The 26,883-nt window shown below is 37.6% G+C and carries 28 protein-coding genes; 15 read left to right on the top strand and 13 right to left on the bottom strand.

Translation table 11 applies throughout. From position 1 onward, the window contains the following. Positions 1-38: 38 nt before the first annotated feature. Complete coding sequence (locus AC2A1G_RS13880; protein ID WP_484047509.1) at positions 39-617, bottom strand: hypothetical protein; 579 nt, start codon at positions 615-617, stop codon at positions 39-41. 593 nt (positions 618-1,210) lie between these two features. Here AC2A1G_RS13880 and AC2A1G_RS13875 point away from each other — a divergent pair. The 3 genes from AC2A1G_RS13875 (at position 1,211) to AC2A1G_RS13865 (ending at position 3,781) form a co-directional block, all read left to right on the top strand. Then, positions 1,211-1,351 (top strand): helix-turn-helix domain-containing protein, encoded by a 141-nt coding sequence (locus AC2A1G_RS13875; RefSeq protein WP_484047508.1) that lies wholly within the window; start codon positions 1,211-1,213, stop codon positions 1,349-1,351. 138 nt (positions 1,352-1,489) lie between these two features. After that, complete coding sequence (locus tag AC2A1G_RS13870) at positions 1,490-2,905, top strand: aldehyde dehydrogenase family protein (RefSeq protein WP_484047507.1); 1,416 nt, start codon at positions 1,490-1,492, stop codon at positions 2,903-2,905. 66 nt (positions 2,906-2,971) lie between these two features. Continuing rightward, the gene (locus tag AC2A1G_RS13865; RefSeq protein ID WP_484047506.1) at positions 2,972-3,781 is read left to right on the top strand and encodes a helix-turn-helix domain-containing protein; all 810 of its coding nucleotides are present in this window, start codon (positions 2,972-2,974) and stop codon (positions 3,779-3,781) included. Positions 3,782-4,211: 430 nt separating this feature from the next. Here AC2A1G_RS13865 and AC2A1G_RS13860 read toward each other — a convergent pair whose 3' ends face one another. From AC2A1G_RS13860 to AC2A1G_RS13805, 12 genes are all read right to left on the bottom strand, one after another. After that, entirely contained in the window at positions 4,212-5,033 is an 822-nt protein-coding gene (locus AC2A1G_RS13860) for an alpha/beta fold hydrolase (RefSeq protein ID WP_484047505.1), read from the bottom strand. A gap of 231 nt (positions 5,034-5,264) precedes the next feature. Then, positions 5,265-5,780 carry a DsbA family protein gene (locus AC2A1G_RS13855; protein ID WP_484047504.1) on the bottom strand — a complete coding sequence of 172 codons (516 nt, stop codon included), beginning with the start codon at positions 5,778-5,780 and terminating at the stop codon, positions 5,265-5,267. 3 nt (positions 5,781-5,783) lie between these two features. Beyond that, complete coding sequence (locus AC2A1G_RS13850) at positions 5,784-6,191, bottom strand: redoxin domain-containing protein (protein WP_484047503.1); 408 nt, start codon at positions 6,189-6,191, stop codon at positions 5,784-5,786. 4 nt (positions 6,192-6,195) lie between these two features. Continuing rightward, complete coding sequence (locus AC2A1G_RS13845) at positions 6,196-6,897, bottom strand: YoaK family protein (protein WP_484047502.1); 702 nt, start codon at positions 6,895-6,897, stop codon at positions 6,196-6,198. A gap of 25 nt (positions 6,898-6,922) precedes the next feature. Then, entirely contained in the window at positions 6,923-7,969 is a 1,047-nt protein-coding gene (locus AC2A1G_RS13840; protein WP_484047501.1) for a cupin domain-containing protein, read from the bottom strand. Between the two features lie 561 nt (positions 7,970-8,530). Further along, entirely contained in the window at positions 8,531-9,499 is a 969-nt protein-coding gene (locus tag AC2A1G_RS13835) for an NAD(P)H-quinone oxidoreductase (protein WP_484047500.1), read from the bottom strand. Between the two features lie 27 nt (positions 9,500-9,526). Then, a complete protein-coding gene (locus tag AC2A1G_RS13830) occupies positions 9,527-9,970 on the bottom strand; it encodes a lipocalin-like domain-containing protein (protein WP_484047499.1) in 444 nt (147 codons plus the stop codon). 53 nt (positions 9,971-10,023) lie between these two features. Continuing rightward, positions 10,024-10,581 carry a hypothetical protein gene (locus AC2A1G_RS13825; protein WP_484047498.1) on the bottom strand — a complete coding sequence of 186 codons (558 nt, stop codon included), beginning with the start codon at positions 10,579-10,581 and terminating at the stop codon, positions 10,024-10,026. A gap of 641 nt (positions 10,582-11,222) precedes the next feature. Next, positions 11,223-11,825: an antibiotic biosynthesis monooxygenase gene (locus AC2A1G_RS13820; protein WP_484047497.1), complete on the bottom strand. Its 603-nt coding sequence runs from the start codon at positions 11,823-11,825 to the stop codon at positions 11,223-11,225. Positions 11,826-11,938: 113 nt separating this feature from the next. Beyond that, a complete protein-coding gene (locus AC2A1G_RS13815) occupies positions 11,939-14,146 on the bottom strand; it encodes a hybrid sensor histidine kinase/response regulator (protein ID WP_484047496.1) in 2,208 nt (735 codons plus the stop codon). Positions 14,147-14,428: 282 nt separating this feature from the next. Next, positions 14,429-15,124, bottom strand: a complete 696-nt coding sequence (locus AC2A1G_RS13810; RefSeq protein WP_484047495.1) for a LytR/AlgR family response regulator transcription factor — start codon at positions 15,122-15,124, stop codon at positions 14,429-14,431. 159 nt (positions 15,125-15,283) lie between these two features. After that, positions 15,284-15,757, bottom strand: a complete 474-nt coding sequence (locus AC2A1G_RS13805; protein WP_484047494.1) for a Dps family protein — start codon at positions 15,755-15,757, stop codon at positions 15,284-15,286. Between the two features lie 253 nt (positions 15,758-16,010). Between AC2A1G_RS13805 and AC2A1G_RS13800 the strand changes: the two genes are divergently transcribed. From AC2A1G_RS13800 to pgl, 12 genes are all read left to right on the top strand, one after another. Further along, positions 16,011-16,943: a ring-cleaving dioxygenase gene (locus AC2A1G_RS13800; RefSeq protein ID WP_484047493.1), complete on the top strand. Its 933-nt coding sequence runs from the start codon at positions 16,011-16,013 to the stop codon at positions 16,941-16,943. Between the two features lie 78 nt (positions 16,944-17,021). After that, positions 17,022-17,216, top strand: coding sequence for a VOC family protein (locus tag AC2A1G_RS13795; protein ID WP_484047492.1), 195 nt, complete (start codon positions 17,022-17,024; stop codon positions 17,214-17,216). A gap of 36 nt (positions 17,217-17,252) precedes the next feature. Then, the gene (locus tag AC2A1G_RS13790) at positions 17,253-17,975 is read left to right on the top strand and encodes a VOC family protein (RefSeq protein WP_484047491.1); all 723 of its coding nucleotides are present in this window, start codon (positions 17,253-17,255) and stop codon (positions 17,973-17,975) included. Between the two features lie 2 nt (positions 17,976-17,977). After that, the gene (locus AC2A1G_RS13785; RefSeq protein ID WP_484047490.1) at positions 17,978-18,598 is read left to right on the top strand and encodes an alpha/beta hydrolase; all 621 of its coding nucleotides are present in this window, start codon (positions 17,978-17,980) and stop codon (positions 18,596-18,598) included. Between the two features lie 70 nt (positions 18,599-18,668). Then, positions 18,669-19,016 (top strand): cupin domain-containing protein, encoded by a 348-nt coding sequence (locus AC2A1G_RS13780; protein WP_484047489.1) that lies wholly within the window; start codon positions 18,669-18,671, stop codon positions 19,014-19,016. A 130-nt stretch (positions 19,017-19,146) separates the two neighbouring features. Then, positions 19,147-20,757 (top strand): Na+/H+ antiporter, encoded by a 1,611-nt coding sequence (locus AC2A1G_RS13775; RefSeq protein ID WP_484047488.1) that lies wholly within the window; start codon positions 19,147-19,149, stop codon positions 20,755-20,757. A gap of 132 nt (positions 20,758-20,889) precedes the next feature. Continuing rightward, positions 20,890-21,201: a hypothetical protein gene (locus AC2A1G_RS13770; protein ID WP_484047487.1), complete on the top strand. Its 312-nt coding sequence runs from the start codon at positions 20,890-20,892 to the stop codon at positions 21,199-21,201. A 9-nt stretch (positions 21,202-21,210) separates the two neighbouring features. Then, positions 21,211-21,795: a Crp/Fnr family transcriptional regulator gene (locus AC2A1G_RS13765; RefSeq protein WP_484047486.1), complete on the top strand. Its 585-nt coding sequence runs from the start codon at positions 21,211-21,213 to the stop codon at positions 21,793-21,795. A gap of 261 nt (positions 21,796-22,056) precedes the next feature. Beyond that, on the top strand, positions 22,057-22,932 hold the full coding sequence (locus AC2A1G_RS13760) for a pirin family protein (RefSeq protein WP_484047485.1): 876 nt from the start codon (positions 22,057-22,059) through the stop codon (positions 22,930-22,932). A 146-nt stretch (positions 22,933-23,078) separates the two neighbouring features. Continuing rightward, on the top strand, positions 23,079-24,497 hold the full coding sequence (gndA, locus tag AC2A1G_RS13755) for an NADP-dependent phosphogluconate dehydrogenase (protein WP_484047484.1): 1,419 nt from the start codon (positions 23,079-23,081) through the stop codon (positions 24,495-24,497). A 10-nt stretch (positions 24,498-24,507) separates the two neighbouring features. After that, positions 24,508-25,989, top strand: coding sequence for a glucose-6-phosphate dehydrogenase (zwf, locus tag AC2A1G_RS13750; RefSeq protein WP_484047483.1), 1,482 nt, complete (start codon positions 24,508-24,510; stop codon positions 25,987-25,989). A gap of 18 nt (positions 25,990-26,007) precedes the next feature. Continuing rightward, positions 26,008-26,718, top strand: coding sequence for a 6-phosphogluconolactonase (gene pgl, locus AC2A1G_RS13745; protein WP_484047482.1), 711 nt, complete (start codon positions 26,008-26,010; stop codon positions 26,716-26,718). Positions 26,719-26,883: the final 165 nt, after the last annotated feature.

Genomic DNA, 26,883 nt, shown 5'->3' with positions numbered 1-26,883 from the left:
CCGTAAAGAATGAGTTTAAATATTGTTTAAAGATAACTTTATTTTCTTTTTTTGCTCGGTTTTTTTGCTGGCTGCTCTGTTGGTGTTGGTTGTGTGTAGGTCTGCTGAACAGTTGTTGCAGGTTGTGTAGTTACCGCAGTTTGTTGCTTCACAGGTTTGTTGTAAAGTGCAGCTTTTGGAGTTCCTACACCGAAAATTTTATCCAGTTGTTTCTTGTTTAAAAACTGAGATTTACCAACGTATTTTTTGTTTTTGTTGATGTACTGAATAAACTGCATCGTTGGCTGACCATAGTTTTTCTCAAAATGCAGCTCAATAATATCATTTGGAAGTTCAAGCGAAATATTTCCTGAAGGCTCGTCGATGAAACCGTCTGAAATCATCTTGTAAAGTCCTATTACATCACCATTCAGATCAATAAAAGAGAATGATCTGAAAGTATTTAGATTTGAATTGTTGATATCCTGATAGTTGAAAGTATATCTGTTATCTTTTTTGTACAGGCCCACAGAATTATCTTTTCCGATTTCTACCAAAGTCTCATTTTTAAGAACTTTGATCTGTGAAAATGCAGTAAAGCCAATCACAATAGCAAATAGTAAAAATATTTTTTTCATGCTTCTTCCTTTTAATATTTTTGATATGGTAACGCTAAGATAGCGATAATAACAAAATTGACATTTTTTTTCTCCCGCAAAAGTAACATTTTTTTTTCAACAAGATTTTAAATAGAATATGATATTTCTTTTGGTATTGTATTACCATTGTTTTGGTACCTTTTCTTTCAGTCTCGTTTTTAGATATTTATAATAAAAATTCAATACTGTTGAAATAGTGTTAAATTTAGTTTAAATAAAATTTTACCTGAAAATAGGGTTGAATTATATCACACATTTACAGAAAAGCCAACAATCTTTAAGCCAATTTCGGTCAAAATTTACGAATTTCTAATAATGGAGAAAATACTGTTATAAAGTACTGAAATTTCATCAAAATTATACATTTGTTCTTAAGCAATCGATTGCATAGGTTGAAACTATTCTATTAAAGAAAGTATTTCTTTTAAACTCTTATTAGATACATCAAAATAAAAACCTACCCCAATTAAACCTAAAGTTTTGATAAGTAGGATTAGTGGCTGTACAAATATGGATAACAATAGTCTGTTATACATTCGCTAATATATAGCGAAAAGTTTTAATCTGGAAAATTGGGTCATCATCATTTTCTTATAGAGAAAGAAATAAATCTGTTGCTGAATTCAGAAAGTAATGTCGCAGGAATTGCCTATGATTTAGGTTTTGAAAGTCCATCTTATTTTACAAGATTATTTAAAAAGTGGTTAGGGTAACACCTGTTCAGTATAAAAAAGAAGCGGTTAAATAATAATCAAAATTAAAAACTGAACTTTTTTACAAACTAACATTGAGCTTTTTTACAAAGTTTATCTTTCATTTCTCATCTAATTTTGTACTATAAATTTTTAGAAATGAAAACAGTAAACAGAATTTACATCAATGGCGAGTTTGTAACGCCTCACGGAACGGAAACTTTAGACTTAATCAATCCGTCTAATAACCAAAAAATAGGAGAGATAACGCTTGCCGACGAAGTGGATACCAGAAATGCCATTGCAGCGGCGAAAGAAGCTTTTAAAACCTTTTCAAAATCTACCGTTGAAGAACGAATTTCTTATCTTGAAAAATTGAAAACCGCTGTAGAGAAAAGAAAGCAGGATTTTACAGAAGTGATGATTGAAGAGTACGGAGGAACTTTTCAGTTTTCTTCAATGAGTAACGAGTTTACAGGACTTTGGTTCGATTCAATGATAGAATCCATCCGAAATTTCGAGTTTGAAAAAACCATTAATTCTTCAAAAGTGCTTTTACAACCAGTTGGCGTCGTCGGAATTATCACTCCTTGGAATGCCAGTAACAGCTCGGTTTGCAGTAAAGTTGCCACAGCAATTGCAGCTGGTTGTACGGTTGTTATCAAACCAAGTGAAATGAGCGGTCTGCAGACTCAGGTTTTGATGGAAGCCTTTCACGATGCGGGTTTACCAAATGGAATTATCAATTTTGTAACAGGCTTGGGAAATGTAGTCGGAACAGAATTAACCATTAATCCAACTATTTCAAAAATCTCGTTCACAGGTTCTACAGCGGTTGGAAAACTCATTGCAAAAACAGCGGTCGATACAATGAAAAGAGTGACTCTGGAATTAGGTGGAAAATCACCCAATATTATTTTGGATGATGCCAATCTGGAAGAAGTGATACCGACAGCGATTTTTGGAGCGTATATGAACAGCGGACAAGCCTGTATTGCGCCAACAAGACTTTTGGTTCCTGAAAATCAAATTGATAAAGTGAATGAAATCGCTAAAGCAACCGCAGAAAAAGTGTTAGTAGGATTGCCTCAAAATGATAACACAAATGTGGGGCCGATGGTTAGTGTAAAACAATTTGAACGAGTTCAAAACTACATCAAGATCGGAGTGGAAGAAGGCGCAGTAGTTTTAGCCGGAGGAGAAGGCAAACCCGAAGGATTAGAAGCCGGAAACTTTGTAAAACCGACCATTTTTACCAACGTAAACAATAAAATGAGAATCGCTCAGGAAGAGATTTTCGGTCCCGTATTGTCGATTATTCCTTATAAAACAGAAGAGGAAGCGATAGAAATTGCAAACGATACACCTTACGGTTTAGCGGCTTATATCAGTTCATCTGATGTGGAAAGAGCTCAAAAAGTCGCTTCACAAATTGACGCAGGAAGAGTTTGTATCAACGGTTTCCGTCACGACCCGATGGTTCCGTTTGGCGGTTTCAAACAGTCAGGAATTGGCAGAGAATACGGTGTTTATGGTCTGGAAGCTTATCTTGAACCAAAAGCTGTTCTGCAATAATATTTTGTACATTTGATAAAGCGTTGTTTTCAAAAATGGCGTTTTGTCTTTTAGCATTCAATCAAAATGGAAAAATCTGATATTGTCTATTCTTGCTATCACGAGGTAAGCCGAAAAGGCGAAAATTTTGTTCCTCAGCACGTTCTTGCATTTCAAATTTCGGGACAATTTGTGTTGTCCGACGGTCAGGAAAAATACATTGCAAAAGAGGGCGATTTTAATTTAATCCGAAAAAATCAGCTGGTAAAATTCACGAAATGTCCACCTGAAAACGGAAGTTTTGAAAGCCTGAATATTTACCTGAATCAGGAGGTTTTGCAGAATATGGCAAAGGAATATCATTTTTCATCCAATCATTCCGAAGTTTCCAAGCCTTTGGTTTCTATCGAAGTGAATGCTGTGCTGCAGAATTACATCACATCGTTGCAGACCATTCTTGAGAATCCAAAACTACTGACTAAAGATTTTATCGACCTTAAAATTAAAGAGCTTTTATTTATTTTAATAGAATCGCAGCCTGAACTCAAAAATATTCTTTTCGATTTTTCAGAGCCTTTTAAAATTGATTTGCAGTCTTTTATGATTCAAAATTATAAATATAACGTGAATCTGGAACGTTTTGCTTATCTCACGGGAAGAAGTTTGGCGACTTTCAAACGTGATTTTGAGAAGATTTTTCACTCCTCGCCACATAAATGGATTTTGCAGAAACGTCTTGACGAAGCTTATTTTTTAATGAAAGAAAAACAGCAGTCGCCTTCGGAAATCTATGTGGATTTAGGCTTTGAAGACCTTTCTCATTTCTCTTATGCCTTTAAAAAACAGTTTGGGTTTAGCCCGAAAAATATCTTAGATAAACAGAAAATTCTTTATTGATTTTATTTTGAATGAACTATAAAGAAAAAGCCTTATAAAAATACATGAAGGCTTTTTATAAGGTTTTACATAATTCTTATGTTTATGATTGGTACATTAATAAAGTGGTGAAGATCATTCAAACCGACAGATCCAAGGAGTTGATTCTTTTTCAGAAAAGTAAAAATTTATTCTATTAAATAATAAAAACAATTACTTTAAGTAAATAAAATGGTGTCAACTGTTTGTAGTTGCCACCATTTGGCTATTTAGGAAATTCACGCACGCTTTTTCAAACACTTTTGTCAGTGATTTAATTCATTTGAGCCAAATTAGACAAGAATTGCAAGGCTCATTTTATCAAATAATTTTCTGGTAACATAAACTTTTAGTGATCTATAGTAAAAAAAGTGAATCAATCGATTCACTTTTGCTTTCCATATATTTCTGATTAAGCCTCAATAAACTCCAAAAGATCCTTATTAATCGTCTCGTGCTCCGTAGTCGGCATTCCGTGAGGGAAACCAGGATACGTAATCAATTTTCCGTTTTTCAACAGTTTTGCAGATTTAATACCTGAGTTTTCAATAGGAACAATCTGGTCATCTTCACCGTGAAGAACCAAAACAGGTATATCCACAGCCTTCAAATCCTCAGTAAAATCAGTTTCAGAAAACGCTTTGATTCCATCGTAATGAGCTACAATTCCGCCCATCATTCCTTGTCTCCACCAATTTCTCTGTACACCTTCTTTAATCACAGCACCTTCTCTGTTATAACCGTAGAAAGGGAACGTCAAATCAATATAAAATTGGTTTCTGTTGTTCAAAGTCTGTTCTCTGATTCCATCAAAAACCTCCATCGGAACACCATCAGGATTGCTTTCACTTTTCACCATTACCGGCGGAACTGCACTGATTAACACCGCTTTTTTCGCTCTTCCGTTAGAATATTTTGCCACATAACGAATAACTTCGCCACCACCAGTTGAGTGACCGATGTGAACTACATCTTTCAGGTCAAGGACTTCAACCAATTCAGCTGCGTCAGAAGCATATTGCTCAATCGTGTGATTATAAATATCCTGACTAGAACGGCCGTGACCTCTTCTGTCGTGCGTCACCACTCTGTAACCTCTTTGCAAGAAGAAAATCACCTGTGCATCCCAATCGTCTGATGACAATGGCCATCCGTGGTGAAACATCAATACTGGTCCTTCGCCTTGGTCTTTGTAAAAAATCTCTGTTCCGTCTTTTAATTTTAGTGTGCTCATAATTTAATTTTTTAAATGTTGTGATTGATTTATTTTAATATTTTGTTGTCTTAATTCTTTAGCAAATGTAGGATGGTTCAATTCGTTTCTCGTTAATCTAGTTTAATATCGTACATTTTTTATGATTTTTTATTTGGGCAGCAATTTCCGCCTTCCACTCCCGCTATTTTTTCCCAAGCTAAATCCCCTGCAAAAAAGGATTTCCGCTCAAGTCGGGCTGCAGATTCGGTGTTAATTCACGTTTTCCCTTACCAATTCAAGCAAATCTTCCGCTCCACCATTAAATTTAGTTTCATTGATGAAAAACGAAGGCGTTCCGTTCACACCGCTCATAACCCCGCTTTCAAAATCCGAATCTACTTTTTCTTCCAATTCAGCTTTCTGGATATCATCTTTAAATTGAGAAATATCTAAGCCTATTTTTTCTGCCAATTCGAATAAATACAATTCATTCAGATTTTGCTGATTTTCATAAATCGCATCGTGCATTTCCCAGAATTTCCCCTGAAGATTGGCTGCTTCTGCTGCGATGGCCGCCGGTCTTGCATATTGATGCATCTCAGATAATGGAAAGTTTCTGAAAACAAATTTTATTTGACTTCCAAATTCTTTCATCAATTCCTTCAGAACCGGATATGCGGCGCCACAATAAGGACATTGGTAATTGCCATATTCTACAATAACGAGGTCGGCTTCTAAGTTGCCTTGTGCGTGGTCAGCTTGACTAACGTTTGGTTTTAGTGACATAATTTATTTTGTGTTAAGGGTTTCTAAAGCGTCTAAAATTCCGTCTTTATTGATGACGAAAAGTGCGCGTTTGCATTCACCTTCTTCATCATCATAAACGCCGTACTGTTTTGCGATTTCGCCTTTAGCTTCAAAATCTGCCAACAAAGGAAAATGTAAATTTCTAGATTGCGAAAATGCAAGATGACACCATTTGCTGTCCACAGAGATTCCAAAGATTTCAGCATCATATTTATGAAAGAACTTCAAAGTTTCGTTGTACAAAGCCATCTGGTCGCTGCAAACCGGACTCCAATCGGCTGGATAAAAAGCAAGGATGACATTCTTACCTTTGAATTCTGAGAGTGTAATTTTCTGGTCTGGCGTTGCGTACAAAGTAAAATCCGGGGCAACATCATTTTTTTGTAACATAATATTAGTTTTTAAAGTTATTTTTTGAAATCAATATTCCACAAATCATCAGTAATAATGCTGGAATCATCAGAGTCCATTTTCCAAGATAACCGAGTAGGAAAGGAACGATAAACGCACCGGATAAAAATCCTATCCACAAAAGCAAAAGATGAATGGCGTTGGATTGATATTCCTTTTTTTCTGCTTTATCTTTCGTCATCGTCAGCATTGCGGTGTTTCTTGCCAAGCTGTTCAGAGTTCCTGTTACGAAATCTGTATTCACTTTTTGCTTTCCTACAGAAGTCACAATTGTGTTCATCATTCCCATTGAAAATCCGACGATTGCAATGGATAATAAATTATTGATATTATAAAAATAAGTAATAATTGAATAGAAAATAAGAATTCCGGAAACTATATAGAATGTTAATATTTGGTTCTTAATTCTCTTCCATAATGAAAGGCAGGTTCCGGCGTAAATTCCTAGTAAAAAACAACTTATGACGGTAACTGATGTGATAATGATTCCAGATTTACCCGTTGAAATGGCCGCTCCCAAAGAAGTGGTATTTCCACTCATAAAAGAGACGTACGTTTTCCATTGTATCAATCCTGTTGCATCGATATATCCTGCAATCAAAGCTAAAAATATGGCCAATCTCTCTTGCATCTTAATCGAATCAGATGAAACGGAAGTGCTTGTTTTGATGACAGAATTATCCATTATTTAGAGAGATTTAATTCTAATCTTATTTCTTAGCCTGAATGAAAACTTTCTCAGTCGGAAATTTTTCAATTTCACCTTCTTTCAAACCAAAGTTCGTTACAACAACATCTTTCGGATTTCCAGCCAGCCATTCGCTCAAATCGATTGATTCATATTTTCCGCTGTTGAAGCCAATCAGAATTCTGCAAACGGTATCGCCTGTATTTTTGATGTAATGTCCGGCTCCCATCGGAACGTAACCCACATCTCCGGCACTGAACTGTTCTGTAACACAAGTAGATTCTGCTAAGAAAACCGACATTTCCGCCTGTCCTGAAATAAAATATTGCCATTCGTCCGCATTTGGATGCCAGTGCATTTCTCTCAAAGCGCCCGGTTGAAGCTCCAAAATAGAACCGGACATCGTACTACTGATAGGGAATTCTTTACTAGTTACCAATCTTTGCAAACCTCCCCCCGGAACAATTCTCGGCTGTTGAGAATGCAAAGGATAACGGTGAAAACTGGTTAATTCGATGTCAGATTCATTCGGACGAGCTTCAGCCACGAAAGACATCTCGTCCGGAACAATTCCTGCTGCGAAGTAGGCTTCTTTCTGAGGTAAAGCCGCCACTTCCTCTAAAGTTAAACCTAAATTCTGAGCAACAATTTCAGGTGGTACAGACGAAACAAAATCCGTCACGCTGAACGTATGGTCTTCGGAAAAATTACCGTTATCAAAAATCAAAATAAAATGACATTCTTCCGTTCCTGTCGCCTGAATCGAGTGGCCATAACCTTTTGGGAAATACCAAACATCACCCGGTTCAAAATTGTCTGTATAACTGTGTCCGTCGGGATGGATAATTGTGGTACGAACTGTTCCCGAAATCACATAAGCCCATTCTGCTGCATTGGCGTGCCAGTGCAATTCTCTCATACTTCCCGGTTGTAGTCTCATAGAAACGCCGGCAATGCCGATAGAAGCAGGGAAATCTTTTACAGAAGCACCTCTTGTAGTTCCGCCATCGTTGGTTCTTGGTTCTTTTTTTTCTAATTCGTATTTGAAACTTAATGATGCAGTATTCATAATGATAAGTTTTTGTGATTAATGATAGTTTGTCTTTATTTCTACTGTAAAGCTATCCCGGAAACAAAGGATTTTGAAGTGGTTTTCGGTGAATGGGCAAAATGAGTCGGTGGGAATTTGAAAGAGATAGTTGATAAGTTTATTGGATGCCACGAATACACGATTTTTTTTATGAATGTCCGTTTTTAATCATAACACTAAAATCATCAGTCATTTTGTCATTCTGGAGGAATCTAAACAGCTTTATTTTCAGTGTGTTGAGATTCCTCCAGAATGACAGATAAACTGTTGAAAACTAATTTATTACTAATTACGGGCATTCATATTTTTTTAAATCAAAATCGGAATTTACAATACTTTCATCAAATTAATTCGTGCATTCGTGGCTGTTGTCATTGTCTTTAGAATAAAGAAAATAGATGAGAGGTAGACGACTTTAGATTCGAATTCTTAATTACGAGAACCTAATCCAGTTGATTTTAGTAACAAAAAAATCCTTCACAATTTGAATTGAGAAGGATTGAAATTTTGGTCAGATTATTACTTAATCTATGTATTACTCTATCTCACAAGAATAATTTTTCCTGTATGTGAACCGTCTTCAAGCAATCGATGTGCTTCTGCGGCTTCCGAGAAAGAAAATGTTTGAAAAATAACAGGTCTGAACTTCTTTGATTCAATCAAAGGCCAGACATTTTTCTGAATATCTTTGGCCAATTGTTTTTTGAACTCATATTCCCGGCTTCTCAAAGTACTTCCTGTAATGGTCAAACGCTTTGTCATTACTTTCCAGATATCCAAATCGACACGACTGCCACTTACTGCATTGATGTGAACCAATCTGCCTTCAGGCTTTAAAATATTGATGTTTTTAGCCAAATAATCACCGCCAATCATATCGAGAATGACGTCGACGCCTTCATCTTGCAATTCAGTTTCAAAATTTTGGGTTTTATAATTAATGTAAGAATCGGCACCAAGTTCAAGACATTTTTGGCCTTTTTCATCGGAACCCACCGTGACAATTACTTTTGAACCCAAAGCGTGCGCAATCTGGATTCCCGTGATTCCAATCCCGCTGTTTCCACCGTGGAGTAAAAGGGTTTCTCCTGGTTGAAGATTTCCTCTCTGAAAAACATTAGACCAAACTGTAAAGACTGTTTCCGGTAAGCTTGCCGCCTCAGCAAAACTTAAATCTGCCGGGATTGGTAAACATTGACCTTCCCTCACAGCGACATATTCTGCGTAACCGCCACCTGCAAGAAGTGCACAAACTTTGTCTCCAACGGTGAAATCTACGACGTCAGGTCCGCATTTCACAATAGTTCCGGCAACTTCCAGTCCAGGAATATCGGCTACAACTCCATCTGGAGCAGGATAATTGCCTTCACGCTGGAAAACATCCGGACGGTTGATTCCTGCGGCTTTCACTTCGATTAAAACTTCGTCTTCGGAAATTTCGGGAGTTGGATAATCCTGTAATTTCAATACTTCAGGAGCGCCATATTTTGTGATAACAATTGCTTTCATTTTTTTAATTTTAATATCAGATTAATTTCAAACTCTCTTCCAGGTCAGTTTGTGAGTCACCAACCTTGAATTGTTGGTGAATGGTTTTTCACTTTCTAGATGCAGAAAACCATCTTTCAAGATAACGATTCTATTCTGCGTTTGTCCCGTCCAGTTGGGGAAAAGCGAGATGTACATCGTGTGGCTCACCAACTGTTTTTCATCGTCCGTTTTGAACGGTCCCGAATACGCAAGATAGGTTGAGCCTTCCTGTGTATATTCTTCCGGCGTGGCATTGGTCCAATGTTCCTGATGAAAGTTTTCCCGGTGCATATCCATAATTTGTGCCGACATATATCCGTCGGGATTGTAAATAATCAGTCCTTTCGGATTTTCGCCCATCGGATGCGTGATTTCTCCGCCGTTGACAGGAACTTCGATAAGCTCTACCAAAGTCCAGCTTCCTAATAGTTTTTCAAAAAGTGTTTCCATAACTTTAAAATGAAATGAGCGTACTGAAATACGCTCATTATTTTTTTTTTGAATTAGAAAGGTTGATTGTATTTTCCTGTCAATGCTTTGTTTTCGATGCTTTTCGCAAAGTTGGGCGTTTCTTCGTGGTTGTGGGCGTCGGAAGCAGCTTGTCTGGAAGCGGCTGCATCTGCAAGATTCACGTTGTGTTCTTTTAAATATTCGAACATTTCGGGAGTTGCCGTCGCGTGAATTTCGTTGGTGTACAATGTTGTGTTATCATCGATTTTTGTGGCTTTCAGTTCCCATAAAACCTGAACTTTGGTACGGCCGCCTTTGGTAATGGAATCTGAGATAGATAACATTCTGCAGTAATCCGGACGGTGCTCTACCGCTACATAATGCTGAACCATCAAAGCATCTCCGATTGTTTCAACGTTTAAAGAAACTGGCTGTCCGTCGTAAGTAGTAGAAATAGCCGCTCCGATGTGCTGCGTTGAGCATCTTTGATATTCGGCATCTGGTAAGTTTAATAACCAATCTGCGATGTTTACTTTTTCGATTGGGGCATTGATAATCGCTGTAACTGTAGAGTGAGACAATGCGTTTTCTGGTGTTTGAATAATTTCCATAATGTTTAAAGTTTAATTGTTTGTATGTGTTAATTTGATGGTGTAAAGCTACATTCAACAAATTTCAAAATCAATTGATGTTCGATGAATAGGCAGAAACTGTCGTTTGAAATTTGAAATAGAAAGTTGTTTCGTTACAAAACCTTCGATTTCCGACCTATATAAAAGTTGTTTTGTTTTCCGCAGACCGTGGGAGACTTCCGCCAAAGTTGTTTGTTACAAAACGTTTGATTTGTGACCAAAGTAAAAGTCATTTGGTTACAAAACGGCCGTTTTGAGACTTCCGCCAAAGTTGTGTGGGTTGCAAAACGGTAGTCGTGAGCAATGGTAAAAGTTGCTTTGCTCAAAACAAGCTGTTTTGGAGAAAAACAAAATGGGTTTTAATTTAAACAAGTTGCTTTGAGGAAAAACAAATTGTGTTTTAGTCTAATCGGGTTGTTTTTGAGAGATTACAAGTTATGTTTTAGTTTAAACGAGTTGTTTTGGGGAAAAACAAATTGTGTTTTAATCTAATCGGGTTGTTTTGAGAGATTACAAGTTGTGTTTGAGTCTGAACGAGTTGTTTTTTAAGAAAAAGATTTAAACAAAAAATCCGTCTCAATTTTGTTTGAGACGGATTTTATTTTAGAACTAAATTTAAATTATTTATACAGCCATTTCCTAATCAACTTCGTATAATTCGGCATCACTACAAAAATCACTAAAAATACCAGACATCCTGTACTGATGAAAGTATCAAAATAGCGATTGGCAGGAATATTAAGTTGTCTTAATGACGGTAACAGTAATAATTGCATCAATAATGATAAAGGAAAAATAGTAGACCAAGTCGCTAAATATTGTTTCCATCGGACAGGAACTTTGTTGTCTGTTTTTTCGCCATAGAACAAAAAATCCAATCCCGATTTGATTTCGTAATTATCTTCTTTTGTAAAAAGCGGATGCGCTTTGTCAATTAACTTTCTTCTGGTATCAGATTCCATCCAGGTTCGCAGATTTTCAATCGTATCAAAACGGATAATCACGGTGTAAACAAACGTCAGATTCGGAATCGGGCGAACGATTTGCCAGTCGATAAAACCTTTGGCACTTTTGGAAATGGGCAGAATTTCATCGAGCCATTTTTCATATTCGGTTTGCTTGCCGTCGAGAACGTGATGGGTGATGACCACCGATGCGCCTTGGGTTTCCATAATCATTTTGGTATTAAAAAAATCAATAAGAATGGGCTTTAGCCCGTTCATTTGTGAAAAATAATAAGTTAGGCTTTAGCCAAAACTTAATCTAGATTTTGGCTAAAGCCGAGTTTATTTGCATTTTAATCATCGGGCTAAAGCCCGACGCAATTGATGAGCCTTTAAATCGATTGCATAAACAATTTAGTTTCAAAAAAAGATTTCAACAAAACATCTTTTACCTCTTCCAAAGCCAGTTGTGATGACGGATTTTCTTCGGTTGTTAATTCTAAAATATCTAATTTTTCCTCTAATAAAGTGAGCAATCCCATTATCGCCACACTCGATTTCAAATCGTGAGCTCTTAATTTTAGCAATTTAAAATCTTTATTGTCGTAAGCCAGTTTCAGTTCCTGCAAATGAGTTGGGACTTTATCTAAAAACTGTTGCGTCACTGTTCTTTCAAAATCTTTGTCGCCATTGCTGATGGACTTCAAATAAGTAAGGTCGATGAACTCGTAACTAAAAGCGATTTCGTCGGTTTTTATTTCCGTTTTTTCGTTTTCTTTCAGTCCGAAATTGGAAATTAATTTGAATAATTCGTCCTCTTTTATCGGTTTGGAGATGTATTCGTTCATTCCACGGCTCATACATCTTTCGCGTTCGCCAGCTAAAGCGTGTGCGGTCATTGCGATGATTGGTGTTTTCAGTTTCAGTTCTTCACGGATGGTTTGTGTAGCTACATAACCGTCCATTTGTGGCATTTGGATGTCCATTAAAACCAAGTCGCAGTCGTTATTTCTGAGAAATTCTACCGCTTCCAGACCGTTGTTTGCGGTTTCAAAATCGATGTTCCATTGTGAGAGAAGATGCTTCATCAGACTTTGATTGATAGCATTGTCATCCACGATTAACACTTTCAAAGGTGCGTTTGTTTTATCTTTAAAATAATCGGTGTCAATTTTAGGAATTACATTCAGCTGTTCTTTTGCGATTGTGTAAGGAATATAAAAATGGAAAGTCGTGCCTTTTCCCTGTTCGCTGATGACTTCGATATCACCGTTCTGCAACTGAATCAGACTTTTTACAATCGATAAACCAAGTCCGGTTCCGCCGTAATTTCGGGTTGTCGAATCTTCTCCCTGATTGAATCTTTCAAAAACTTCAATGAGTTTTTCTTTATCAATTCCGATTCCGGTGTCAGAAACTTTAAAACCGACAATGACTTCGTTTTCGGTCTGTTGTTTATTGTAAATTTCGATATTAATGTTTCCCTGATGTGTAAATTTTATCGCATTTCCGATGAGGTTGACCAAAATTTGAGTCAGTCTCGTTGCATCGCCATTCAAAGTATCAGGAATAGACGAATCTATTTTACTGGAAATGGTTAAGCCTTTTTCTTTGGCTCTTTCAACAAAAAATGTTTCGACTGAATTCACCAATCCATTGATGCTGAATATCCCTTTTGTGATGCGCATCATTCCAGCTTCGATTTTTGATAAGTCTAAAATATCATTGATAATCGCCATCAGATTCTCCCCAGAACGTTGAATTGACGAGACAAATTCTTTCGAAGTTTCGTCCAGAGGTCTTTTCTGTAAAAGGTTGGTAAAGCCCAAAATTCCGCTCAAAGGCGTTCTGATTTCGTGGCTCATATTGGCAAGGAAATTTTCTTTGGTTTGCGCGGCGACCGAAGCTTTTTTCTCCGCAATATCCAACTCCTGAATCAACTTTCTCTGACGATTGAACTGACGAAGAATATGATAACCGACAATGGAACCGCTTAAAATCAATAGAATCAAAAGGGAAATATCATACAATCTCGCTTTTTGTCCCATCGCTTCAGTGTCTTTGCTGAGGTCGACCATATGAAGTTTTCGACTTTCGTAGATTTTTGCAGTGATGGAAGTGATTTCGTTCGAGATTTTTCTGGCTCTTGGATTGGCAATGGAAGTGTTGTCGTCCATATTTCCAAGGGTGTGATAACGAAGCAGCAATTTATCCTTCGTTGTCTTCTTTTCCATCGCAAGAACGCTCAGTCTGTGTATCCACTTTTCTTCAACATCGTCTGAATTGTCTTTGGAAAGGGAATCGAGAAAGTTTTCTATCTGACTGATTTTTTGGTCAATTCCTTCGAGATGAGTGGTGTCGTTGGTCGCTATAGAAGCTCGGATTCTGCTTTCAACACCCAGAATATCACGGTCTATTTCACGCAAATGATTGCTTGAACGCAACTCGTTGAGAAGTCGGTTGTTATTTTGAATGAGCTCTTTGGTATTTTTAGCCGAATTGATTTGAACAGCTATCAATAGGAGAGAACCCGCAATAAATGTGAGGATGATGAAATAACTGAACCGTTTGTTTCCCATTACTGAGGATATTTTTTTCATAAGTGTTTGTACTTATTTTGAATTGTTGAAAACCACTTTAGAATTGTAAAAAACCACCCCGTCAAAATTTCTTTGAATTTTCGCCACCCCTCCAAGGGAGGGGAATTTTACATTCGAATTGGAACGTTAAATCTCTCGCAGCCCGACTTGAGCGGAAATCCTTTTTTGCTTTGACTTAATTTCTATTTAAAACTGAAATCGTCTGCAAAAAAGATTGACTTCGTCGAACCACTTCGTTAGGTTTGGGAGCGGAAGGCGGATTAAGCTGCCCAAATAAAAATTTTAAAAGACATTCATTCTCATATTGAGCGCTTTTCTATACGCATCTGCAACGGGAATGAATTTTCCGTTTATCATAATTCCGCCGTCCTGAAGCGTGTCTATCTTGCCGACAGAAACGATGTAAGAGCGATGAACACGGATAAAATCATCTTTTGGGAGACGTTCTTCCGCTGTTTTCATTTTGCCGTGGATGGCGAACATTTTTTCTCTTGTGTAAAACTTGACATAATCGCCCATCGCTTCCGCATACAAAATATCGTCCAGCTTCAAACGCCTTGTGATATTGGAATCTCTCACGAAAAGAAACTCATCTTTGGTGACTTCCACATCTTCTTTTCTGCTTTCCAAAATCGATTGCGCTTTGCTCACGGCCTGTAAAAATCTCGCCGGCATCACGGGCTTCAAGATGTAATCTGCAATATTCAATTCGAAAGCTTCGAGTGCGTAATCTTTATTGGATGTGGTGAAAATGATGATAATATCCTTCCCTGAAAGGTTTTTGGTGAGTTCGATTCCGGTCATTTCCGGCATTTCGATATCCAAAAATATCAAATCTACCTGATTGTTCTGCAAATGATTGTAAGCCTCAATCGCGTTGGAATATTCATTGACAATCGTCAGATTTGGGACTTGTTTTGCCAGGTGGGCGAGCGTAGTTCTTGCGATATCATTGTCATCAACAATCAGGGCTTTCATAGGGATAGTTTATTATGGTTGACACAAATATAATTAAAACTACTAAGAATTTTTTTGCTTAATTTTTTGGATTCTAATGCGAACTTTTTGAATGCCACGAATACACGAATAAATATGTTTTTTTATTATAAAGAAATTAGTGCATTCGTGGCAACGTTTTTATCTGAAGTACGAACGAATCATCCAAGCCATTTCTTCGTGCGTTTCTATCAGACTTGTGATGAAGTCGCTGGTTCCGTAATCTTTGTATTTGTCTGCAAAAGGCGTCACATTTCCTCTTAGAAAGTCGATAATGCTTTCGTGGTCTTTTAACAAATCTTTCATATAACCCAAACCGTCGTTTGTTCTGTCGCTGTATTCGGTAAGATGCGTCAGTTCTAAATAAGCTTTCATAGTTGCAGGTGCATAATGACCGATTTTTCGAAGACGTTCTGCAACGCTGTCGATGAGTTCGTCCAATTGTTTGTATTGTTCTTCGAAGAAAATATGATTGGCGTGAAAGTTATCGCCGGTCACGTTCCAGTGGGCGTTTCGGGTTTTGATGTAAAGAACAGTTTCGTCTGCCAAAAGTTTTGCCAATTGTTCTGCGACAGCTTCTGTGTTTTGCTCTGTAAGTCCGATGTTTGTTTTCATAATTTTAAGATTTAAGTTGGAGCGGTATTGCTCTTTTTCTGATGTAAAGTTCAGAACGAATCTTGAAAATATGATGGGTTTTTCGGTGAATGGGCAAAATGAGTCGGTGAATTCTAAACTAAAAAGATCTGATGCTTAATTGATAAATTGTAAAAAATGTGATTTATTAAACTAGTTAAATGTCCAGGATTTTCCATCGTCCTAAATTTGTCATATCAAAATCAAACAAATCAAATAATTAAAAATAGACAAAATGGAAAATAGAATTTTAGGATTGCATCACATCACAGCAATCGCCAACAACGCAAAAAGAAATTTAGATTTTTACACTCAGGTTTTGGGGTTGAGACTGGTAAAGAAAACAGTGAACTTCGATGACCCGGGAACATATCACTTTTATTTCGGGAACGAAGAAGGAACGCCTGGAACAATTTTAACTTTCTTTCCTTGGGAAGGAATCGGGCAGGGAACCAACGGCGCAGGTTTGGCTACGCACATCGGATATTCGGTTGCAAAAGGAAGTTTGGAATTCTGGAAAAACAGATTGAAACAGTTCAATGTCAATGTTGAAGAAAGCGAAATCTTTGGTGAAAAACTGATTTCATTCAAAGACCCGGACGGACTTCTGCTACAGTTTATCGAATCGTCAACACCCGATGATAGAAAAATCTGGACAACTGATGATATCAAGGGCGAAAATGGCTTGAAAGGTTTTCACAACGTTACTCTGACTCTGAAAAAAGCTGACCCAACCATCAAAGTTTTGACTGATGTTCTTGGATACAATCTTCAAAAACAGGAAGGTGAAAGATACCGTTTCGCAACGGATGCGATAGAAACGGCTAACCTTATCGATATTATTGAGAATGATAAAGTGCCTTTTGGTAGAAATGCCGCCGGAACCAATCACCACATCGCTTTCCGTGTTGCAAATGATGATATTTTAATGGAATATCGTGAAAAAGTAATGTCCGCAGGTTTGAGCATCACGCCGAAGATCGACAGAGATTATTTCTACTCATTATATTTCCGTGAACCGGGCGGCGTTTTATTTGAAATTGCAACAGACAATCCTGGATTTACAGTCGATGAACCACTGAATGAATTGGGACAAAACTTAAAACTTCCAAAACAATACGAGGCAATCCGTGCTCAGGTAGAAGAATCATTACCGAAATTATCATAGGTCATCACTCAATTTTAGGAAACAAAATACCTTAGCAATAAGCAATAAGCAATAAGCAATAAGCAATAAGCAGAAATTATGGCACTCATCACAGGACTTCATCACGTAACCGCCATCACCGGCGACGCACAGGAAAATATAGACTTTTACACCGGAGTTTTAGGACTTCGATTAGTTAAGAAAACGGTCAATTTCGATAATTCTGAAGTATATCACTTTTATTTCGGGGACGAGTTTGGAACGCCGGGAACAATTATGACAACTTTTCCGTAAGGTAAAGGTTTGGCTAACGGAAGGCACGGAAAAGGCATGCTCAATACCACCGCTTTTTCTGTTTCAATGGATGCTTTTGATTACTGGCTGGAACGTCTTGATCAATTTAATATTCCTTACAAACAGGCACAGCAAAGGGTTTCGGGCGAAGTTTTTATTTATCTGGAAGATTTTGACGGATTGGGTTTGGAGCTGGTTTTTAATGAAAAAGACGATAGAAAAGGCTATGACAATGGCTTTATTCCGAAAGATTTTGCAATAAAAGGAATTCATCACGTTGAAATCTGGGTCGATGCTTACGAAAGAACTGCCTCACTTTTAACGACGCAAATGGATCATCAGCTGATTGCTGAAAGCTCTGACAGATTCAGATTTGGAACGGAAGACAGACCCGGAAAATATGTCGATTTGCTTTGCACACCAACAGCTTTAAAAGGTTTGGCAGGAAGAGGAACAGTACATCACGTTGCCTTTGCCACTCCAAATGCGGAAACGCAACTTGAAATGATTGAAAAATTAAACAAATTCGGTTTACAGCATACGGAAGTCAAGGACAGAAAATATTTTACCTCGATTTATTTTAAAGAACCGGGAGGAGTTTTGTTTGAGATCGCCACCTCAGGACCGGGATTTGACATTGATGAGGAATTGGCTTCTTTAGGTGAAAATCTAATGTTGCCGGAGCAGTTTGAAGAAAACAGAGGACATTTGATAGATGTTCTTCCAAAAATTAATTATCCAACAGAAAAATTTAGATAAAAATGAGTCACACTTTAGATATAAAAACAGGCGGAAAATCATTAAATGAAGCAGAAAAAGTTTTAATAATGATTCACGGCAGAGGCGGAAGCGCTCAGGATATTTTGAGCTTATCCCAACATTTGAATGTAGAAGATTATGCTTTGCTCGCGCCACAGGCAACCAATGGAAGTTGGTATCCGTTATCTTTCATCGCTCCGGTTGAGCAAAACGAACCTTGGTTGTCATCAGCCATTGAAACTGTTGGGAAAACTGTGAAATCGGCTTTGGATGCGGGAATTAAAACTGAAAACATTTACTTTTTCGGATTTTCTCAGGGCGCTTGTCTTAGTTTGGAATTTTTAGCAAGAAATGCTCAGAAATTCGGTGGAGCAGTGGCCATTATCGGTGGCGTGATTGGTGATAAAATCAACCGTGAAAATTATAAAGGCGATTTTGCTCAAACCCCGATTTTCCTGGGAACAAGCAATCCGGATTTCCACGTTCCTGTGGAAAGAGTGTATGCAACAGCCAATATTCTGAAAGAAATGAATGCTGATGTGACGGAGAAAGTTTACGCTAATTTCGGACACTCGATTAATCAGGAAGAAATTGAATTGGCGAATTCTATTATTTTTAAATAAATTATAGCCACGAATGCACGAATAAAAATAGAATATAATATTCGTGCATTCGTGGCAAAAAAAAAACAATATGAAAATCACAAAAATATTCAGTGACGAAAACGGCGAATCTCACTTCAAAGACATCGAAATTCCATTAATCAGTCAAGGCGAAATCGGATTTTTATCAGAAGATATTAATGTCAAAAAACTACAGTTCAGAAAGGTTTCTGCGGATTACGACTACGATTTTCATCACGCTCCACAAAAGCAATATATTGTACTTTTGGATGGCGGCGTGGAGATTGAAACCTCGCTTGGAGAAATCCGAAAATTCCAGACCGATGAAATTCTTTTGGTGGAAGATATTTCAGGAAAAGGCCATAAAACCAAGAACCTTGAAAAAAAGGAAAGAACTTCACTCTTTATACAATTATAAAAGATAAAAGATAAAAGATAAAAGATAAAAGATAAAAGATAAAAGATAAAAGATATTTTAAATAATCCCCAATTGGAAAGTCTAACATCTAGCATCTAGCATCTGACATCTAACTTCTAAACAAAAAACTATGCACGAAGATTTACTACTCATACTCGGACTCCTATTAGTCGTAATGCTGCTGGTTATGCTGGCACAGCGCATCAAAATTGCGTATCCCATATTTTTGGTGTTGGCAGGATTGGGAATCAGTTTAATTCCAGGAGTTCCTGTTTTGAAACTGGACCCTGAAATTATTTTCCTCATCTTTTTGCCGCCGTTGTTGTATGAAGCTGCCTGGTATACCTCGTGGAACGATTTCTGGAAATGGAAACGCACCATCGGATTACTGGCTTTCGGATTGGTTTTTCTGACCTCAATTGTAGTAGCATTTGCTTCACAGGCATTGATTCCGGGATTTACATTGGCAATGGGATTTTTGCTGGGCGGCATTGTTTCGCCACCGGATGCGATTGCTGCGACAACCGTTTTGAAAGGTTTAAAAGTTCCAAAGCGAACGATTGCAATGCTGGAAGGCGAAAGTCTTATCAATGATGCATCATCACTTATTGTTTTCAGATTTGCTTTGGCCGCGGTGATGACAGGAATGTTTTCAATGCAGGAAGCAACTGGGCAGTTTTTCCTGGTTGCTGGAATGGGCGTTGTAGTCGGAATTGCAGGGGCTCATATTTTCTACGCCATCCACAGATTTTTACCAACAACTCCGGCTATTGACGCAGCTTTGACGGTGATGACGCCGTATATCTTATTTCTTTCGGCGGAGCATTTTCATTTTTCAGGAGTAATGGCAGTGGTGAGTGGCGGACTGTTTATGTCGTTCCGTTCGCACGAAATCTTCAAAACGGGAACCACCAGAATCAATATGGCAGGCGTTTGGAATACCCTGATTTTTGTGATGAATGCCTTGGTTTTTGTCTTAATCGGATTGGAACTTCCCGACATTGTCGATGGATTGGGAGAAACATCTGTGATGGATGGAATTAAATATGGTCTAATTATCAGTTTAATCGTGATTATCGTGCGTATGTTGTGGATTTATCCTGTGGCGCACATTCCGAGATGGCTGAGCAAAAAAGTGCGTAAAGACCCAAGTCCGGGTTGGAAAAACCCATTGATTATCGGTTGGGCAGGAATGCGTGGCGTGGTTTCTCTGGCAACGGCTTTATCGATTCCGGTGATGATGAATGAGCAGTCAGAATTTCCGCACAGGAATTTGATTATCTTTATAACGTTTGTGGTGATTTTTGTGACTTTGGTTTTTCAGGGTTTGACGCTGCCTTTGATTATTAAATTGACCAAGATTGGTGAGATTGATAACATTTTACCTTCCCACGAACAGCAGGCAAGTATTCAAATCAGGTTAGATAATTTGGCGGTGAACCGACTGAATGAAAAATACCAGTCCAATCTGGAGACGAACAGTCTGGTGGAAAACTTTAAACATACCATTGAAAACGATATTTTGCAACAGCAGGGTCATCTGGAATCTTTGGAAATGTGCACCAACAGACGAAATGATTTAAATGAATACCACGAAATTATGCTGGATATTTTCGCGTTGCAGAGAAAAGAACTGTTCAAAATAAAGCGTGAAAACCAATTCAGTGAGGATGAGGTCAGAAAAGCGGAATCACAACTTGACCTTAATGAACTGAAAATTACTGGTACCAAACATTTATAATACAGACCAAATCCCTAGCCCCGATAGGAACGGCATCCTTTTTTTGCGGTTGGAATTGGCGGCGGGAAAAAAAGATATAGTGGATAGCGGGATTAAGCTCCTGAAAATTAACTTCAATACAACAAATATCAAATGGAAAGCTTACAATTTTTAGTCATTGGGAAAAATCAGGAAATTCTTGATACCTTGAAAAGAATTATCGAAAATAATGAAGGCTGGAAGGCAGAAATCAAGAGCGATGAAACGGTCTGCTATGATTATATCAAAGAAAATCAGGTAGATATTGTGCTTTTGAGTTCCGGTTTGGATGAGGAATTTGAAAATGAAATGAAAACTTTCTGCCAGAATCTGGACAAAGATGTGAAGGTTATCGACCATTACGGCGGTGGAAGTGGGCTTTTGAAGAACGAAATTTACGCACTTTTTCCTAATTTGCAGCCGTAAACTTAATTTATGTTTGAAAATATCATCAAGAACGTCACGCGTTTTATTAGTCTGAGCAACGAAGAAGAGAAAATATTCACCGATTTATTGGTTTGTGAAACCATTCCGAAGAAAACAATTTTACTGCGGGAAGGCGAAATTTGCCAGTTTGAAGGCTTTATTCACAAAGGCTGTCTGAGGGCTTATTATCTTGATGATAATGGTTTTGAAGTCACGATTTTGTTTGCCATTGAGGATTGGTGGATAAGTGATATTGCCTCATTTCAAGACCAGAAACCGTCCAATTTGTATATTGAAACGATTGAAGATTCAGAGATTTTTATGCTGAGTCCGACCACCAAAGAAAAGCTGTTGCAGGAAATTCCAAAATTTGAAAGGGTTTTCAGAATGTTGGTTCAGAGAAATCTGTTTACGCTTCAAAACCGTTTGGTGAATACCATTTCCAAAAGCGCATCAGACCGATATCTGGAATTTATCAAAGTATATCCTACGATTCCACAGCGCGTTGCGCAGTATTATATAGCTTCTTATTTGGGCGTTTCTAAAGAATTTGTTAGTACAATCAGAAAACGCCTGGCGACGAAAGAAAAGTAATTTTTATTATTAAATAATAACACGCACGAAATTCCCCTCCTTTGGAGGGGTGGCGAAATTCGTAGAATTTTGACGGGGTGGTTTATGCGTTATGTATAAACTACCCCGTCTTTTTGTTTTACAAAAATCCACCCCTTCAGAGAAGGGGAATTCACGCTCCATATTTTTTGCTTTAGATGCATTTATTAAACTAGTTAAATGCGCAGCAATTTCCATCACCATAAATTTGTCCTATCAATAACGAATAAACAACCAACAGATATGGACAGAAAAGATTTTTTAAAGAAAGGATTATTGGGAACAGGAATGTTTGTAGCAACCGCTTCATTGGGAAATACAATGAAAAATGAGATTGACGAAATCGAGCCGCTGGAACCCATCGGATACAATCATTTACCGAACACCGATTCAAAAATCAAAGACAATTCTGTGATTCACAAAGCGGATTCCAGAGGGAAGGCAGACCACGGCTGGTTGGTGAGCAATCATACGTTCAGTTTTGCGAATTATCATAATCCGGAGAGAATGCACTTTGGCGTTCTCAGAGTTTTGAATGATGATAAAGTGGAGGCGGGAAGAGGCTTCGGAACGCATCCGCACGATAATATGGAAATCATCAGCATTCCTTTGGAAGGTGATTTGGAGCATAAAGACAGTATGGGAAATTCGGCGATTATCAAGAGTGGAGACATTCAGGTGATGAGTGCCGGAACAGGAATTATGCACAGCGAATTCAATAAAAATAATGACAGTTTGGTGAAGTTTCTTCAAATTTGGGTTTATCCTAATAAAAGAAATGTGACACCGAGATATGACCAGATTACTTTAGACAAATCAAAAGGTCAGAACAAATTCCAGCAGATTCTTTCTCCCAATGCAGATGACGAAGGCGTTTGGATTCATCAGGATGCGTGGTTTCACTTAGGGAACTTCGAAAATAACTTCGAAACCAATTATCAAATCAAGAAAAAAGGAAACGGTGTATATGCTTTTATTTTAAAAGGAAGCGCAGAAATCGAAGGACAAAAAGTGGAAACAAGAGATGGTTTTGGTGTCTGGGATATTGCGGATTTAAATATCAAATCAACAACAGAAGGTACAGAAATTTTATTGATGGAAGTTCCGATGACGATGTAAGAACTTGATAAAAATTTTAAATTATTGATTCGGTTTTATTTAATGATACATAAGATATCAAACGAAATAAAATTAACATAATTTTTTTACTGATATGCATTTCCGTAAATTTGAGCTGTAAAAATAAAAATAAATCTTAAGTAAGAATGGAAAAGTATAATTACGGGGTCGTTGGTCTCGGCGTAATGGGGAGAAATCTGCTTTATAATATTGCTGATCATGGTTTTTCTGTAGCAGGATTCGATTTAGATGAAGAAAAAGTCATTGAGCTTAGAAATGGAGTGGCTAAAGGTACAAAGGTCATCGGGTCTGTTTCTCTGGAAGAATTTGTAATAGGTCTGGACATTCCTAGGAAAATTATTCTGATGGTTCCTGCAGGAAAGCCGGTCGATGCTGTTCTAGAAAGTATTACACCGTTTCTCAGCCCGAAAGATGTCGTAATTGATGCGGGGAATTCTTATTTTAAAGATACTGAAAGACGTATTGACGATTTAGCTTCTAAGAATCTGCATTTTATGGGAATGGGCGTTTCAGGAGGAGAGCAGGGTGCAAGAAGAGGACCGAGTATCATGCCCGGAGGAGATTTGGAAGCCTTCAACTTAGTTAAACCAATGCTGGAAAAGATTTCAGCAAAAGTAAATGGTGAACCCTGTACAGCTTATATGGGAAAAGGTGCTGCCGGAAACTACGTAAAAATGGTTCACAACGGTATCGAATATGCCATTATGCAATTGATCAGTGAGGCTTATGATTTGCTGAGAAAAGGAGCAAACCTGAATAACGATCAGTTATACGAAGTTTTCAAAAAATGGAATGAAGGAGAAATGAATTCTTTCCTAATTGAAATCACCAGAGATATTTTCAAACAGAAAGATGATTTGAAAGACGGTTTTCTTGTCGATCAGATTTTAGATAAAGCCGGAGCAAAAGGAACAGGAAAATGGACTTCCGAGCAGGCAATGGAAATTGGCGTTTCTATCCCTACAATCGATATTGCTGTAACGTCAAGAATTTTATCTGCTTATAAGGAAGAGCGTATTCAGGCATCTCAGTTATATACAAAAGAAAAAGTTGCAACTCCTGAAAACACAGAATTACTTATTAATGAAGTTGGTGATGCATTGTATCTGGCTACTTTAATGAGTTATGCTCAAGGTCTTGCATTATTGGTGAAAGCTTCTGAAGAGTATCAATTTGAAATTCCATTAAAAGACGTTGTCAAAATCTGGAGAGGCGGTTGCATTATCCGTTCTGTCTTATTAGAAAAATTCTATCAGGCTTATTCTACAGATGAAAATTTATCTAATATTTTATTAAACGGAGATATTTCTGAAATCGTTAAAAATAAAATTTCCTCATTAAGAAAAACTGCATCCTTCGCTGTTTCAAATGGAATTCCGAGCTTAGGAATCCAGACAGCTTTAGGATATTTCGATGCTTACACAACGGAATCTTTACCAGTGAATCTTCTTCAGGCTCAACGCGATTATTTCGGGGCACACACGTATCAAAGAGTAGATAGAGAAGGAGTTTTTCACACATCCTGGAACACAGAAAATAATTAAAATTCAGAAAATGAGCGACAATACAATCCTGCACCCAACGACTATTGTAATTTTTGGTGCGACTGGAGATTTGGCAAAAAGAAAGCTTTTTCCTGCATTTTATAATTTGTATATTGATGGCAGAATGCCGAAGGGCTTCAATATTTTAGCTTTGGGAAGAGCCGAAAATACAGATGAAAAATTCAGATCTTACGTAAAAGAAAATCTTGAGAGTTTTTCAAGAAGGAGTATAGCATCGGAAGACTGGGCCGGGTTTCAGGCGCACATCAGCTATTTTCAGCATCAACTGGACGAAGAAAGTTCCTACCAAAATTTATATCAGAAACTGGAAAGCTTTGATAAAGTGTACGGAATGAGAGGGAACAGGCTGTTCTATCTTTCTATTGCACCGAACTTTGTATCAGTTATTTCAAATCATATCAAAAATACATCGATCGCTTCCGATCCGGCAAAAGACAGAATCATTATAGAAAAACCGTTTGGTCACAATAAAGAGTCTGCTATAGAACTGAATAATCTTCTTTCTGAAACTTTTCAGGAAGAACAGATTTACCGTATCGATCATTATTTAGGAAAGGAAACGGTTCAGAATATTTTAGCATTCAGATTCGGAAATTCAATTTTTGAGCCTTTGTGGAACCAAAGACATATCGAATCTGTCCAGATTACTGTGGCAGAAGAAGTGGGTGTAGAGACCAGAGCTGGATTTTATGAGCAGACAGGTGCTTTGCGTGACATGATTCAGAATCATCTTTTACAGATTCTCTGCATGGTTGCCATGGAACCACCGGTTTCACTGGAGTCCGGTGAAATCAGAGACCGTAAGGTGGATGTTTTAAAATCAATCCGCAGAATTTCGCCCGAAAAAGTAGATCATTATGCTGTTCGGGGCCAATATGGACGGGGTAAAGTAAATGGATTAAAAGTAAGCGGCTACCGCCAGGAAGAAGGAATTGCACCTGATTCAAATACAGAAACCTTTGTGGCCATTAAATTTTATTTAGATAATGAAAGATGGGAAAGCGTTCCTTTCTACGTTCGTACCGGAAAGAAAATGAAGGAAAAGCATTCTTACATTACCATTCAGTTTAAACCGCTTCCTCATTCTGCATTTTCAGAAAGTACATCTCTTCTGTCAGCCAACCGGTTGATTATCAATATTCAGCCACAAATGGATATCAGGCTACAGTTCATGTCAAAAAAGCCTGGACTTTCATTAGAATTGAAACCAGTAGAGATGATTTTTGATAATTTTGCATGTCAGACCGATACTCCTGAAGCTTACGAAACACTTTTATTAGAGGCACTTGTAGGGGATCTTACATTGTTCATGCGTTCTGATCAGGTAGAGGAAGCTTGGGATGTTGTAAAAACAATTCAGGAAACCTGGGAAAAAACGAAAGATTCATCTTTCCCGAACTACGAAGCAGGAAGCTGGGGTCCCGATGACAGCAATGCTTTGGTTGAGAGACAGGGAAATCAGTGGGTTTAAAATTAAGCAAAGAACAAAATGAAAACTACGATATTTGATAATCTAGACACATTATACAAAAAGTCAGCAGACACTTTTGTTGAACTTTCAGAAAAGTCTATCCAAAAACATGGGAAGTTTACAGTTGCATTAAGTGGCGGTTCTTCTCCGAAAGCCATTTTCAGTTTATTGGCGACTCCGGAATATGCCGGTAAAATAGAATGGAGCAAAGTGTATTTTTTCTGGGTAGATGAAAGATGGGTTTCTCTTGATGATGAAAAAAGCAATTTCAAAATGACTAGGGAAACGCTTTTATCTAAAGTTTCGGTAAATGAAAATCAGGTTTTTCCCATGTACAAAGATGGAGTTGAACCTAAAGATTATGCAAAAGAATATGAAGCGCAAATCCGAAATGTTTTGGGCGATGACGGCATTTTTGATTTTATCCTTTTAGGCATGGGCGATGATGGGCATACGGCTTCATTATTTCCAGGTGAAACGGTTTTACACGAAAAGAAAAAATGGGTTGATGCCTATTTTCTTAAACCTCAGGAAATGTACAGAATCACTTTGACTGAGCCTATCATCAATAAAGCTGAAAATATTTTGATTGTCACTTTTGGTCAATCTAAAAAACATGCTCTGAATGAAGTTTTAAATGGAGCGTATCATCCTGAATTATATCCGCTTCAGTTAATTGAAAAGAAAGAAAGTGTACAGATTTTTACTGACGAAGAAGCAACAAATTAATTTTGCAGTTTTTTTTCACTAAACTGATTTAATTAAACTGGTTAAATGTACAGTGAACTTTTTCATCATAAATTTGTCCTGTCATTAATCTTCGAAAAGTTAAAAAAGTATTTTGAAAAATTGGTGATAATATATCAGTAAAAAATTAAACACTCATTCATTTTT

This window comes from Chryseobacterium sp. HNCC26DJ240, assembly GCF_057180485.1.
Note: the sequence above shows the minus strand (reverse complement) of the source record. Positions and strands in the feature narration are given on the sequence as shown.